This is a genomic window from Streptomyces beigongshangae, assembly GCF_019710745.1.
Classification (GTDB): domain Bacteria; phylum Actinomycetota; class Actinomycetes; order Streptomycetales; family Streptomycetaceae; genus Streptomyces; species Streptomyces beigongshangae.
In genome coordinates this window covers 256,628-270,101 of the sequence record NZ_JAHKJW010000001.1, presented here as the reverse complement: position 1 = coordinate 270,101, position 13,474 = coordinate 256,628, and the positions used below count along the sequence as shown (strand labels likewise).

Here is a 13,474-nt window from a genome sequence, read left to right as displayed (position 1 = left end):
GCTACGAGGGGTCCACACCGTGGCTGCGCAGCCACGAGAGCGGGTCGATCGCCAAACCGCCGCCGGGGCGCACCTCGAAGTGGAGGTGCGGGCCGGTGGAGTTGCCGGAGTTGCCGGAGTAGGCGATCGGGTCGCCGGCCTTCACGACGGCCCCCGAGGCGACCTTGTACGTGGAGAGGTGGCAGTACCAGGTCTCCGTGCCGTCCTTGGCCGTCACGACGATCATGTTCCCGTAGGCGCTGTTCCACTGCGTACGGACGGTCCCGTCGGTCGCGGCCATCACCGTCGTGCCGTACGAGACCGGGAAGTCGATACCGGTGTGCACGGACATCCAGTTGACGCCGGCCTGGCCGTACTGGGCGCTGAGCCCGTGCTGCAGGACGGGCAGGGCGAACTTCGGACGCAACCGCTCCTTGCGGGCCGCGTCCGCCAGCGCCTTCTGCTTCTCGGCGGCCTGCTGCGCCTTCAGATCGATACGTTCCTGCGTACGGCTCGCCCGGTCGGCGAAGTCGTCCGCGTCCGCGGAGAGGTTCTCGAGCTGGGTGTCCAGCTTGTTGTTCGCGACCGCCGGCTGCACGGTCCCCGCGTCGGGCGCGGCGGCTGTCGTGCGGACCTCGTCACCGCTCTCGCCACCGGTCACGGACGCGGCGGCGATACCGGCGACGCCCATCACGCACGCCGACGGCACGGCGATGGTCAGCAGTGCGGAACGCTTGGGCGCGGAGCGGCGGCGCGACCGCGAAGCGGCACGCCCCGCCGCGCGGGACGCGGCACGGGAGCCGGGGGCGACGGGAGTGATCTCCTCGACACCGTCGAGCAGCACGGGCTCGTCGTGAGCGTGGGAGTGGGCCTGGGTGTGGGCGTGCGTCTCGGTGTCCGCTTCGGCGATGTCACCGGTATCGGTGTCGGCATCGTCCACGTAGCCGAACTCGCCGTGTGCGGTGGCCTGTTCCTCGAAGGGAACCTGCTCGAACGTGCTGGTCGCCTGCTGGTCGTACGACTCGTACTCGGCCTGCGGCTGCGGGTGCTGCTGGGGGTGGAGCCGGGTCTGGGTCCGGGTCTGCGCCTGGTGGTGCTCGCCACCGTCCGAGTTCCACGCGGTGGCGTCGAACGTGCCCGTCTCGAAGGTCTGTGCCGTCCACTGCTGGGTGGGGTCGGCCTGGTCGGCCTGACGCCAGGCGTCGGCGTCCCACTGCCCGGTGCCGTCGGGGTGCGCGGCCTGCGCCGGGAGTTCACTGAGCTGCTGGTAACCGGCGTCCGGCCAGACACCGCTCGTGTCGTAGCTGCCGGTCTCGTAGGCGGCGTGGTGCTGGGCCGCGTACGGATCGTGGTTCAGCGTCCGGTGATCCGTCCGGTGACTGCCGGTGGAATCCACCCAGTCACCGCCGGAAGTGGCTCCGGTCGCGGCGTCGTACGAACCCGTCGTGCCGCCGCTTCCGTCGGTTCCGCTTCCGTTGCCGGGCAGATTGCCGAAGAGCGGGTCGGTGGCGAACGTGCTCGTCACGTAGGTGCCCGTCGTGTCGTAATCGGTCGTCGTTCCGTACGAATCGGTCGTGGCCGTTTCAAAACCGGTGGCGGGGTACCCGTCGTACATGGTGAAGTCGCCGTACTGGGGCGCCTGTCCGCCATGGGACGCGTGATGCGCCGAGGCGGCCTCAGGGGCCGGAGCCGGGGGAATCAGAGTCCCCGACGGGTGACGGTCGTTCACCAACTTCTCTTTCGCCTCGACGACAGGGGCTGGTAGAGCAGTGCGGCGACTGTACCCGGCGGTATGAGGGCGCGACAATCTTCAGCAGGTTTCCTCCTTGCCGGAAACGGGCATTCGGCCGCCTTTCGGCGGTGGATGGGCAGAGCTTTGGCCTGGCGTTCGATGACTGTTCGAAGAAACGGCGCCTCTGAAGTCGAATGGGGCTTCCGCTTACGGGGCCTCCCGTCGTTCCCCGTCGTTCATCTTCGTCCTGGTTCGGTCCGGATCGCAGTAGGACACCCTGTTCCGGCCGCATCCTTCCGGTTGATGCCGTTCCGCCGATTGAAGCCGTTCCGGTCACGCCACCGTGAGGGCGGCGGTGCGGGCGGTTCCTTCCTCGGCGTCCAGGGCCCGACGTATGCCGGCCACGACCGCCGGGTGCACCGGCAGGGCGAGATGCCCGATTCCGCTCACCCGTACGTTCTGCACGAGCAGGTCCGGGTGTTCGATGCGCGCTGTCTCCAGCGGGACCATCAGCTGGTCGAGGTCGCTCCAGAAGCTCACGAACCGCGTGCGGCAGTGCGGGGCCGGCTCGCACAGCTCCTTGAGCACGTCGGAACCCGGGCGCATCTGGCGGACGACCGGGTGCGCGTCCATCAAGGGCGCGACCCGGGTGCCCGTGTGCGGGGTGCCCAGGGTGACCAGTGTCCGGACGCGGACGTCGCCGCCCAGACGCTGTACGTAGTAGCGCGCGATCAGCCCGCCGAGACTGTGCCCGACGATGTCCACCTCCTGGTGGCCGGTGCGCTCGCAGATCTCCTCCAGGTGCCGGCCGAGCAGCTCGGCGGCGGTCCGGATGTCGCAGGTCAGCGGGGAGTGGTTGAGCGACTCGATCCGCTGCCGGCCGTGCTGGGCCAGGGAGCGGCGCAGCAGCACGAAGACCGAGCGGTTGTCTACGAACCCGTGCAGCAGGACGACCGGAGGACCGGTTGGTACGGGCAGCCGGGCGGCGTCCGCGGCATCCACGGCGCCGGCCGAGTCGGGGCCGGCGGTCGTGTCCGGGCCCGCGCCGGGGGACGGGCCGAGGTCCGCGGCCGAGGGCGGGCCGAGGTCCGTGTCGGGCAGGCTCGGCGAGGACCGCGCCGGGACCGGGGCCGGGGCCGGGCGGCGCTCCGGGGTGATGCCGGACGGGTAGAGGAGCAGATGGCCGGCCAGGATCGCGATCTCCAGGGCCGTCGCCTTCAGCAGGGTCGGGGAGAGTACGGCCGGCCTGGTGGGCAGCAGGCGCCGACAGAGCGGAAGAAGGGGCGGCAACGCCCTGGTGACCCTCATGGCCGACCTCCTGTCGGCGCACGGCGGGAGCCCTTCCGTCCCCCGTGTGCCCTCGTGGGAAGCCGGTGTGTGAGGACGGCGACGGTGCACGTGCGGTGCGGGTGACACCGGTGGGGCGACGGGCTGTCCGTCGTCGTGCGGTCGCCGATGCGCCGCACCACCCCGTCGCGCGGCTGACGGCGCGGAGGTGCGGTGATCCCGTAGCGGTCTCCCTCGCGCTCCTTCCGCCCGCGAGCCGTGTGCCGCGGTGTGCGGGGTCGGTGCGCTGCGAACTTGTCCCACTGTGTGATTTCCCCCTCGCTCTCCACCGTGAAACGGCCGGCTGCGGGATGCTGGAGATAACGTTCGTTCACCAGCGGCAGATCTCTGCAGATCGGGTGCAGTCGGTTCATGGAGGCAGTGATGGGTGTGGCAGCCGGTCCGATCCGCGTGGTGGTGGCCAAACCGGGCCTCGACGGGCACGACCGCGGGGCGAAGGTGATCGCGCGGGCGCTGCGGGACGCGGGCATGGAGGTCATCTACACCGGTCTCCACCAGACGCCCGAACAGATCGTGGGTACGGCGATCCAGGAGGACGCCGACGCGATCGGTCTCTCCATCCTGTCGGGCGCGCACAACACGTTGTTCGCCGCGGTGATCGAGCTCCTGAAGGAGCGGGACGCGGCGGACATCAAGGTGTTCGGGGGCGGGATCATCCCCGAGGCGGACATCGCACCGCTCAAGGAGAAGGGTGTCGCCGAGATCTTCACGCCCGGGGCGACAACCACGTCGATCGTGGACTGGGTGCGGGCGAATGTGCGGCAGCCGGCGTAAGGGTGCCGGGCGTCCGGCGGGGCGCGCGGGTCCCCGCGCCCTCGGGCGGGGGCGCGGCCGGGTCACGGGGCCGTGAACTCGCTCTGCATGGTGGCTCGCAGGCGCAGTGTGGTCAGCAGGCGCTGGAAGGATTCCGCCCAGTAGCTTCCGGCGCCCGGGGCCGCGTCCTCCGATTCGTCGGGGACGGCGGTCAGGGCTTCCAGGCGGACGGCCTCCGCCGGGTCCAGACAGCGTTCGGCCAGTCCCATGACGCCGCTGAAACTCCATGGATAACTCCCCGCGTCGCGCGCGATGTTCAGCGCGTCCACCACGGCCCGGCCCAGCGGGTCGGCCCAGGGCACCGTGCAGACCCCGAGCAGCTGGAACGCCTCGGACAGCCCGTGCACCGCTATGAACCCCGCCACCCATCCGGCCCGCTCCGTGGCCTCCAGTGTGCCGAGCAGCTTGGCCCGCTCGGCGAGGGACACCGCTCCGGGCCCGCCCGCCTCCGGCGCCGCCGGTGTCCCCAGCAGCGCTCTGGACCAGGAAGGGTCGCGCTGGCGTACCGCCGCCCGGCACCACGCGGCATGCAGCTCGTCCCGCCAGTCGTCGGCCACGGGCAACGCCACGATCTCCTCCGGCGTACGCCCCCCGAGCCGCCGTGACCACGTGCCGAGCGGCGCCGCCTCCACCAGCTGGCCCAGCCACCAGGAACGTTCGCCCCGCCCTGTCGGGGCCTTGGGCACCACGCCGTCCCGCTCCATGCCGGCGTCGCACTCGTGCGGCGCCTCCACCACTATCGCCGGCGTGTTCCGCGTGTGGTCGATCGCGACGCAGGATCCCGCCCGCTGCGCCATCCGCCCGGCGAGCGCCGAGGCGGGCAGTGCGGACAGCAGCTCCGCCGCCGTGGCCCGCACATTGCGGCTCCGGTCCGCCAGCGCCTGCTCCAGGAACGGCTCGTCCGCCCCGCACAGCCCCGTCCGCAGTGAGTCGAGGAACATCAGCCGGTCCTCGGCCCGCTCCGACGCCCACGTCGTGGCGAGCAGGTCCCGCGCGCCCGCCGCGTCCCGTGCCCGTACCGCGGACAGAAGGGCGACCCGCTCGGCGAACAGCCCCTCCTCCCACAACCGCCGGATCCGCTCCGGCTCCCCGGGGCCGGGCAGGGCCGCGCCGCCGCCCGGCGCCGACCGCAGCGCGAACCGCCAGTCCGCGTTCAGCCGGGCCAGCCACAGTGCGCGCGGACCCGCGAACGCCAGCACCGCCGGCCGGAGGTCCGTACGCCCGCGGGCCGCGTCCAGCAGGGCGGGCAGGGCCTGGGGAGGAGCCGCGTAACCGTGCCGGTTCGCCGTGGCGAGCCATTGCGGCAGCAGCTCCATGAGATCGGGGGCCGTGCCCCGGCGGCCGCCGCTTCCCGTCCCCGGCCGGTCGGCCAGCAGCATCGTCAGTCTGCGTGCCGCCGTCGGCGGCAGCGCGGGACGGGGATCCTCCGCCGCGGGTTCGAGCCGGGCCGCCGCGCGTCCCGGCCGCATTCCGGCCCGTCTGCGCACGGTCTCCACCGCCGCCGCGTCCAGCAGCGCCGTCGGTGCGTCCCGTCCGGCCGCCACTCCCGACGGCGCACGCCGCGCGGTCCCCAGCAGGGCCGCGGTCACGAGCTCCTCCCAGTGACCTCCACCGGAGGGCTGCGGGGAAGCGGGGGTACTGGTCATGAGCATCCCTTCCACGGGCTCCGTGGCCTCTGTGTCCCCTGTGGGATCTGTGTCCTCTGTGGGGTCTGTGGACTCTGTCGGTTCTGTGGAGAGGCGGGCCGGGCCGTCAGCACAGGGTCACCGCCTCACCCGGGCCCTCCGGCCAGGCGGTGAGGGGGGAGAAGCCGAGGTGGCCGCACTCCCCGAAGACCGTCACCGGCGCGCCGCCGGAGAGGGCGACCAGGCGCCACAGACCGGAGCGGGAGCGGGCGGACGGGGTGAGGGGCAGGGCGAGTTCCCCGTCGGCGTCCGCCAGCTGCCAGCCGTCGCCGTCCGGGACCGGTACGACGCGGCCGAGCGTCACCGGGCGGGACTCCAGCCACGGGTCGTCGCGGAGCGCCACGCCGTACTGGGCCACGGCCCGCGCCACGTCCACCCCCGGCGGCCGGAACTCCGTGGGTTCCGCGGGAGCGAACCGCTCGCCCAGCGCCACCCGCAGCTGCCCCGCACCCGGATACGCGGACACCTCGGCGTCGAGCGTCAGCCCGACGGGCAGGGCCAGCTCCGGGGCGCGCCCGGCGGCGCCGTAGGAGAGAAGCAGCGCCGTGCGCCCCGATCCGGTCCCGTGGAGCCAGATGCGGCGGGTCGTGAGGCGGCTGTCCGCGGTGTCGTACTGGGCCAGGACCAGCCACCGGTCGCGCACCGGCGGACCGTCCGCCGCGCCGGGCAGCCCGATCCGGGAACGGACCGTCGCCGCCAGACCGTCGGGCAGCCGCTCACGGCGCAGCCACCCCTGGTCGAGGAGGTGGAGCAGTGCGCACTCCTCCAGCAGCCGCACCGGCCAGCCGGGGCCGGACGACGGTATCGCCCCCAGCTCCCGCACCCGTGCGGCAAGACCCGGTGCCTGCGCGTCGACCATGCGGGCCGCGGTCTCCTCCCACAGCCCGTACCCCGCCTGCTCCGCCGAGGCCAGACCTCCCCGCAGCAGGTCCGTCAGCCGCTGCTCCAGCTCCGCCGCGCCCGCCGTGATCCACTCGGCCCGCCGCTCCGCCCTGCGCCGTGCCGCCTCCGGATCACCCGAGGGAGGGGAGCCGGAGGCGTCCGCCGCGCGTTTGTCGTCCGCGCGCTTCCTCCTGCCCTCGATCCACTCCCGCGCCCAGTCCGGAGCCTCCCCCCGCGGCACCGCCCCGTCCTCGCCCGCCCAGAGCAGCAGCAGCCCCAGCGCGTGCTTGCAGGGGAACTTCCGGCTCGGGCAACTGCACTTGTACGCGGGCCCCGTGGAATCCGCGGTGTCGATCACCGTCCGGTACGGCTTGCTGCCGCTTCCCTTGCACAGGCCCCACACCGTCCCCTCGTCCGAACTGCCCGCCTCCGACCACGGCCCGGCCACGCCGAGCTTGCTGCCCGCCTTGCGCGACGCGGTGTCGGGCGCCAGTGCCAGCACCTGATCCGCGGTCCAGCGCACCCCCTGCCGCACCCCCTGCTGAGTCATGCAAACGACGGTAGATCCCCCCACTGACAATCGGCTGCGGCGACCATATCCGTGCAGGTCAGAGACGATTGTCAGTGGCGTGGTGCACGGTGGAACCAGATCCGAACCGGCCGAGCCGCAAGGGGGACCGCTCCATGTCCGTGTCCGTCGACCCGACGTCCGTCGAGCCGAGCCAGCACCAGTCCGCGCCCGCACCCGCAGCCGGGGGCGAGGAGCTGCGGCCGCACGCCGAGGACGCGTTCGCCGCCGAGCTCGCCGCGCTGGCCGCGCAGGACGACCGCCCGCGCCCCGCCCGCTGGCGGATGTCGCCGTGGGCCGTGGCGACGTACCTGCTCGGCGGCACGCTCCCGGACGGCACGGTGATCACACCGAAGTACGTGGGACCGCGCCGCATCGTCGAGGTCGCCGTCACCACGCTCGCCACCGACCGGGCCCTGCTCCTGCTCGGCGTGCCCGGCACGGCGAAGACGTGGGTGTCCGAGCACCTGGCCGCGGCGGTCAGCGGGGACTCCACCCTTCTCGTGCAGGGCACGGCCGGCACACCGGAGGAGGCGATCCGGTACGGCTGGAACTACGCGCAGCTGCTCGCGCACGGTCCGAGCCGGGACGCCCTGGTGCCCAGCCCGGTCATGCGGGCCATGGCGCAGGGCATGACCGCCCGGGTCGAAGAGCTGACCCGCATCCCCGCCGACGTGCAGGACACGCTCATCACGATCCTGTCGGAGAAGACCCTGCCGATACCGGAGCTGGGCTCGGAGGTGCAGGCCGTGCGGGGCTTCAACCTCATCGCCACGGCCAACGACCGGGACCGCGGGGTCAACGACCTGTCCAGCGCCCTGCGCCGCCGCTTCAACACGGTGGTCCTGCCCCTGCCGGAGAGCGCCGACGCGGAGGTCGAGATCGTCTCGCGCCGGGTCGACCAGATCGGGCGCTCCCTGGACCTGCCCGCCGTGCCGGACGGCATCGACGAGATCCGCCGCGTGGTCACCGTCTTCCGCGAGCTGCGCGACGGCATCACCGCCGACGGCCGTACGAAGCTCAAGTCGCCCAGCGGCACGCTGTCCACCGCCGAGGCGATCTCCGTCGTCACCAACGGCCTCGCGCTGGCCGCCCACTTCGGGGACGGCGTCCTGCGAGCGGGCGACGTGGCCGCAGGAATCCTCGGCGCCGTCGTCCGCGATCCGGCGGCCGACCGGGTCATCTGGCAGGAGTACCTGGAGGCGGTCGTCCGCGAGCGCGACGGATGGAAGGACTTCTACCGGGCGTGCCGGGAGGTGAGCGCGTGAGCGAGCACGGCACGCAGGGCGGAGACGGCACGGGGGGCGGAGACGGCGCGGGGGGCGGAGACGGCGCGGGGAGCACGGCCCGCCGGGCGCCCGGGCCGCTGCTGCTCGGGGTGCGCCACCACGGCCCCGGCTCGGCGCGGGCCGTGCGGGCGGCGCTCGACCGGGCGGACCCGCGCGTGGTGCTCCTCGAAGGACCGCCCGAGGCCGACGGGCTGATCGCGCTCGCCGCCGACGAGGACATGCGTCCGCCCGTGGCGCTCCTCGCGCATGTGGTGGACGAGCCGGGGCGGTCGGCGTTCTGGCCGTTCGCCGAGTTCTCCCCGGAGTGGGTGGCCATCCGCTGGGCGCTGCAGCACGGGGTGCCGGCCCGTTTCATCGACCTCCCGGCCACGCACACGCTCGCGTGGGGATGCGAGGAGCCGGAGAACGAGAACGACGACGAGAACGAGGGGAACGAAAAAGAGGCAGCAGAGAAAGAGGAGAAGGGAGAGGCGGAGAAAGGGGAGCCGGACGGGCAGCGCTCCGAGCGCGCCCAGGACGTACGCATCGACCCGCTCGCCGTCCTCGCCGAGATCGCCGGGTACGACGACCCCGAGCGGTGGTGGGAGGACGTGATCGAGCACCGGGGGACGCTGGGGGAGGACGCGTTCGCGCCGTTCGACGTGCTCGGCGAGGCCATGGAGGCACTGCGCGAGGTCCACGGGGCGGGCGGCCACGAGCGGGACCTCGTCCGCGAGGCATACATGCGCCTCCAGGTGCGGGCGGCCCAGCGGGAGTTCGGGGACGACGTGGCCGTGGTGTGCGGGGCCTGGCACGTGCCCGCGCTGCGGCAGCGGACGACCGTCACCGCCGACCGGGCCCTGCTCAGGGGACTGCCCAAGGTGAAGGCCGACATGACCTGGGTGCCCTGGACCCACCGGCGCCTCTCCCGGACGAGCGGGTACGGCGCGGGCATCGACTCGCCCGGCTGGTACGGGCACCTGTTCGCCTCCGCCGACCGTCCCGTCGAGCGCTGGATGACGAAGGTGGCCGGGCTGCTGCGCGACGAGGACCGGCTCGTCTCGTCCGCGCACGTCATCGAGGCGGTCCGGCTGGCCGACACGCTCGCGGCGATGCGGGGCCGGCCGCTGCCGGGCCTGACCGAGACGACCGACGCCGTGCGGGCCGTCATGTGCGAGGGCTCGGACGTCCCGCTCGCGCTCGTGCACGACCGGCTGGTCGTCGGTGACATCTTGGGCGAGGTGCCCGAGGCGGCGCCCGCGGTCCCGCTGCAGCGCGACCTCGCCCGGCTCCAGCGACGGCTGCGGCTCAAGCCGGAGGCCCAGGAGCGCGAGCTGGAGCTCGACCTGCGCAAGGAGACCGACGGCGGACGCAGCAGACTGCTGCACCGGCTGCGCCTCCTCGGCATCGGATGGGGGGAACCGGTCGCGTCACGCGGCAGCACGGGTACGTTCCGGGAGACCTGGCGGCTGCGCTGGGAGCCGGAGCTCGCGGTGCGGGTCGCCGAGGCCGGGGTGTGGGGCACGACCGTGATCGCCGCCGCGACCGCGAAGGCCGAGGCGGACGCCGCCGGCGCACGGTCCCTGGCCGATGTCACGGGTCTCGCCGAGCGCTGCCTCCTCGCCGAGCTCCCGGACGCCCTCCCGGTGGTCATGCGGATCCTCGCCGACCGCGCCGCGCTGGACGCCGACGTGGGCCACCTCGCCCAGGCACTGCCCGCCCTCGTCCGCTCCCTGCGCTACGGCGATGTACGCGGCACGGGCACCCACGCCCTGGCCGGGGTCGCCGCAGGACTCGCCGAGCGTGTCTTCGTCGGGCTGCCCCCGGCTTGCGCCGCCCTCGACGCGGACGCCGCGGACGAGATGCGGGGGCACGTCGACGCGGTGCACGGCGCGGTGGGGCTGCTGACCGAAGGGGGCGAGGACGACTCCCGTGCCGGTATACGCGGCCGGTGGCACTCCGTGCTGGGCACGCTCTCCGCCCGGGACACCGTTCCGGGCGTCGTCCGGGGGCGGGCCGTCCGGCTGCTGCTGGACGACGGGGCACTGGGACAGGAGGAGGCGGCCCGGCTCATGGGGCTCGTCCTGTCACCGGGGACCGCGCCCGGTGACGCGGCGGCGTGGATCGAGGGGTTCGTCGGCGGGGGAGCCGGGGGCGGCATGCTCCTCGTGCACGACGAGCGGCTGCTCGGGCTGGTCGACTCCTGGCTGACCGGGGTGCCGGCGGACGCGTTCACCGACGTACTGCCGCTGCTGCGCCGTACCTTCTCGGCGTACGAGCCCGGGGTGCGCCGCACCCTCGGCGAGCTGGTCCGGCGCGGACCGCGGCCGCGCGGGAGCGTGGCCGCCGCCGTCTCCGGACCACCCGGTTTCGCGCCCGACCTCGACATGGACCGCGCCGACGCCGTACTGCCGGTGCTGCGTCTGCTGCTGGGGCCGGACGAGACCGAGCGCGCCGACAGAGCGGACAGCGCCGACAGCGCCGACAGCGCCGACAGCAGAGTTGCCGACGGCAGAACCGGCGGCAGAACCGACGACAACGACTTCGCGGGGGCGGGCCGATGAGTGCAGGAACGGCCGACCGGGCAGGTGGGCCCGATCAGACCGGGGCCGGCGATGAGCGGCTTCGGCGCTGGCGGCTCGTGCTCGGCGGGGAGGACGCGGACGGCACCGGTTGCACACTGACCGGGCGGGACGCGGCGATGGACGGGACGCTCGGCGCGCTGTACGGGAACGGGAAGAACGGCAGGGCGCGGGCGGGGCAGGATCGTGCGGCCGGGCTCGGCGGGTCAGCGCCGTCCGTCGCCCGCTGGCTGGGCGACATCCGGACGTACTTCCCGTCGTCCGTCGTCCAGGTCATGCAGCGGGACGCCATCGACCGCCTCGGTCTGTCCACGCTGCTCCTGGAGCCCGAGATGCTGGAGGCCGTGGAGGCGGACGTCCACCTGGTCGGCACCCTGCTGTCACTGAACAAGGCCATGCCCGAGACGACCAAGGAGACGGCGCGTGCCGTCGTGCGCAAGGTGGTCGAGGACCTGGAGAAGCGGCTCGCGACACGGACCCGGGCGACCCTCACGGGAGCCCTGGACCGCAGTGCGCGGATCAGCCGGCCGCGCCACCACGACATCGACTGGAACCGCACCATCGCGGCCAACCTCAAGCACTACCTGCCGGAGTACCGCACGATCGTGCCCGAACGGCTCATCGGCTACGGACGCGCCTCGCAGTCCGTGAAGAAGGAGGTCGTCCTCTGTATCGACCAGTCGGGTTCGATGGCGGCGTCGGTCGTGTACGCGTCGGTGTTCGGCGCGGTCCTGGCCTCGATGCGGTCGATCGACACCCGGCTCGTCGTCTTCGACACGGCTGTCGTGGACCTCACCGACCAGCTCGACGACCCGGTCGACGTCCTGTTCGGCACGCAGCTCGGCGGCGGCACGGACATCAACAGGGCGCTCGCGTACTGCCAGTCGCAGATCACGCGCCCCGCCGACACCGTGGTCGTGCTCATCAGCGACCTCTACGAGGGGGGCATCCGGAACGAGATGCTGAAGCGGGTCGCCGCGATGAAGGCGTCCGGGGTGCAGTTCGTGACGCTGCTGGCGCTGTCCGACGAGGGGGCTCCCGCGTACGACCGTGAGCACGCGGCGGCGCTCGCGGGGCTGGGCGCACCGGCGTTCGCCTGTACGCCCGACCTGTTCCCGGAGGTGATGGCGGCGGCGATCGAGAAGCGCCCGCTGCCGATACCGGACACGGGGAGCCCGGGGCAGTAGAGGCGTCAGTGGGGGAGCGGGCGGTGGGGCGGCGGAAAAAGCGGACACGCGTATCCATCGGTAACAGGGGACTTGCGCAACCTCCGGAGTCCCGTGCGAGGATCGGCGCGCCTGCGGGGGCGCGCAGCCTTTCGGCCGCGCCCCTGTTCGCCTCGACCCTTCGCCTTGACCTTTCGCCTTGACCCTTCGCTTCGACCCTTCGACCCGCTCCTTCGCACGGGAGGCCCCGCCGTGGCCCTGTCGGCCGCATCGTCCGGTGACGCTCCGCGTGGGACACGCGCAGTGTCGGGACGGCGTGTGCTGCAACTGGTGCTGCTGGTGGGCGGGTTGTTCGTGCTGGGGCTGCTCTGCGGGGAGCAGGCCCGCGCGGCGGACGGTGGCGCGGCGGCCCCGAAGCCGTCGTCCGCACCTGTCCCGTCCTTCGCCTCCGCGTTCTCCTCCGCCTCCGCGTTCTCCTCCGCCTCCGTGTCCGAGTCACCCTCCGGCTCCGGACAGGCCGGGCTCTCCGGACAGGCCGGGCTCTCCGGGCTGGTCGCGCCCGTGGCCGACGAGGTCCGGCGCGTCGTGCGGCCGGTCACCGAGCAGGTTCTACGGCCCGTCGGCGATCCGGTGGACCAGATCGCCGACGGGATCGCCGAGCGGCCGGACCCGCCGCAGTGGTGGCCGTCGCCGCCGGAATCGCCCACGCTGCCGGAGGTTCCCGGTGTCCCGGAGACGCCGGGGCTCCCGGACGTCCCCGGACTTCCGGACACGCCGGGACTGCCCCTCCCCCTGCCGCTGCCTCTGGTGCCCGACCAGACGTTGCCCGCCGGTACGCCGGCACCGGAGCAGCCGCAGGGCGGGACGACGGACCGGCACCCGGCCGCCGACCCGCACCAGACCGCCGACCCGCGGTCGGACGGGAAGCAGTCCGGTGCGAGGCGGTCGGGCGTTCGCAGCGCGGTGGTGGAGTACGGACCGCGGTTCGACGCCGACCCCGCCGTGGCCGACGACGTGCGCCGACCCGCGCGCACCCGGGTCGCCGGGGTCATACCGGCCGAGCGGGCGCCCGCGCCCCGGGTTCCCGGCAGTGAGCCCACGGATGCGGCGGCGCGGCACTCCGCGGCCGACAACGGTTCGCCGAGGCACGGTGACGCGCAGGCCGTCACGTCGAACGAGAGGCTCCGGCCGACGCTGGTGCCCGGTGCCGCCGCGGCCGTCACCGCGGCCGGGACCCGGGACCGTCACCGGGACGTTCCGGCGTCCCCCGGCTAGGTCCGGCTCTGCGCTGCCGGGTTCCGTTCGCCGTCCTGCTCGCCGTCCTGTTCGCCGTCCTGCCCGTCGTTCTGTTTCTTCGAGGGCTTCGTAACGGGTGACATTCAGCCGTTCGTGTGAGCCGTGGCCGACGTGGCCGGGGCCGTGACGCGGCCCGGCTGTCCGCCGTCCCGCCGA

Annotated in this window: 9 protein-coding genes; 5 read left to right on the top strand and 4 right to left on the bottom strand. The window is 73.5% G+C overall.

The window, feature by feature from the left end; all coding sequences use genetic code 11:
• Position 1 precedes the first annotated feature (1 nt).
• Together KM933_RS01200 and KM933_RS01195 are read right to left on the bottom strand one after the other, a co-directional pair.
• Positions 2-1,708, bottom strand: a complete 1,707-nt coding sequence (locus KM933_RS01200; RefSeq protein WP_221347835.1) for a M23 family metallopeptidase — start codon at positions 1,706-1,708, stop codon at positions 2-4.
• Between the two features lie 336 nt (positions 1,709-2,044).
• On the bottom strand, positions 2,045-3,019 hold the full coding sequence (locus tag KM933_RS01195; protein WP_221347834.1) for a lipase family alpha/beta hydrolase: 975 nt from the start codon (positions 3,017-3,019) through the stop codon (positions 2,045-2,047).
• 402 nt (positions 3,020-3,421) lie between these two features.
• Between KM933_RS01195 and icmB the strand changes: the two genes are divergently transcribed.
• The gene (icmB, locus tag KM933_RS01190; RefSeq protein WP_221347833.1) at positions 3,422-3,832 is read left to right on the top strand and encodes a coenzyme B12-dependent isobutyryl CoA mutase small subunit; all 411 of its coding nucleotides are present in this window, start codon (positions 3,422-3,424) and stop codon (positions 3,830-3,832) included.
• Between the two features lie 62 nt (positions 3,833-3,894).
• On the opposite strand, the gene KM933_RS01185 is transcribed toward icmB, so the two are convergent.
• Positions 3,895-5,517: a DUF5691 domain-containing protein gene (locus tag KM933_RS01185; protein WP_430727258.1), complete on the bottom strand. Its 1,623-nt coding sequence runs from the start codon at positions 5,515-5,517 to the stop codon at positions 3,895-3,897.
• A gap of 106 nt (positions 5,518-5,623) precedes the next feature.
• Positions 5,624-6,988 carry an SWIM zinc finger family protein gene (locus KM933_RS01180; protein WP_221347831.1) on the bottom strand — a complete coding sequence of 455 codons (1,365 nt, stop codon included), beginning with the start codon at positions 6,986-6,988 and terminating at the stop codon, positions 5,624-5,626.
• A gap of 134 nt (positions 6,989-7,122) precedes the next feature.
• Between KM933_RS01180 and KM933_RS01175 the strand changes: the two genes are divergently transcribed.
• The 4 genes from KM933_RS01175 (at position 7,123) to KM933_RS01160 (ending at position 13,297) form a co-directional block, all read left to right on the top strand.
• Positions 7,123-8,274: an ATP-binding protein gene (locus KM933_RS01175; protein ID WP_221347830.1), complete on the top strand. Its 1,152-nt coding sequence runs from the start codon at positions 7,123-7,125 to the stop codon at positions 8,272-8,274.
• Positions 8,232-10,838, top strand: a complete 2,607-nt coding sequence (locus KM933_RS01170; protein ID WP_221347829.1) for a DUF5682 family protein — start codon at positions 8,232-8,234, stop codon at positions 10,836-10,838. Before KM933_RS01175 ends, KM933_RS01170 begins: the two co-directional genes overlap by 43 nt.
• Positions 10,835-12,043, top strand: a complete 1,209-nt coding sequence (locus KM933_RS01165; RefSeq protein ID WP_221347828.1) for a vWA domain-containing protein — start codon at positions 10,835-10,837, stop codon at positions 12,041-12,043. The genes KM933_RS01170 and KM933_RS01165 overlap by 4 nt, the downstream gene beginning before the upstream one ends.
• A 297-nt stretch (positions 12,044-12,340) precedes the next feature.
• Positions 12,341-13,297: a hypothetical protein gene (locus tag KM933_RS01160; protein WP_221347827.1), complete on the top strand. Its 957-nt coding sequence runs from the start codon at positions 12,341-12,343 to the stop codon at positions 13,295-13,297.
• The last annotated feature ends 177 nt before the right edge of the window (positions 13,298-13,474 follow it).

Excerpts from the sequence above, each read along its gene's own strand:
- KM933_RS01170 (WP_221347829.1), top strand. The coding sequence starts at position 8,232 with ATGGAAGGACTTCTACCGGGCGTGCCGGGAGGTGAGCGCGTGAGCGAG.
- KM933_RS01185 (WP_430727258.1), bottom strand. The coding sequence starts at position 5,517 with ATGACCAGTACCCCCGCTTCCCCGCAGCCCTCCGGTGGAGGTCACTGG.
- icmB (WP_221347833.1), top strand. The coding sequence starts at position 3,422 with ATGGGTGTGGCAGCCGGTCCGATCCGCGTGGTGGTGGCCAAACCGGGC.
- KM933_RS01180 (WP_221347831.1), bottom strand. The coding sequence starts at position 6,988 with ATGACTCAGCAGGGGGTGCGGCAGGGGGTGCGCTGGACCGCGGATCAG.
- KM933_RS01165 (WP_221347828.1), top strand. The coding sequence starts at position 10,835 with ATGAGTGCAGGAACGGCCGACCGGGCAGGTGGGCCCGATCAGACCGGG.
- KM933_RS01175 (WP_221347830.1), top strand. The coding sequence starts at position 7,123 with ATGTCCGTGTCCGTCGACCCGACGTCCGTCGAGCCGAGCCAGCACCAG.
- KM933_RS01195 (WP_221347834.1), bottom strand. The coding sequence starts at position 3,019 with ATGAGGGTCACCAGGGCGTTGCCGCCCCTTCTTCCGCTCTGTCGGCGC.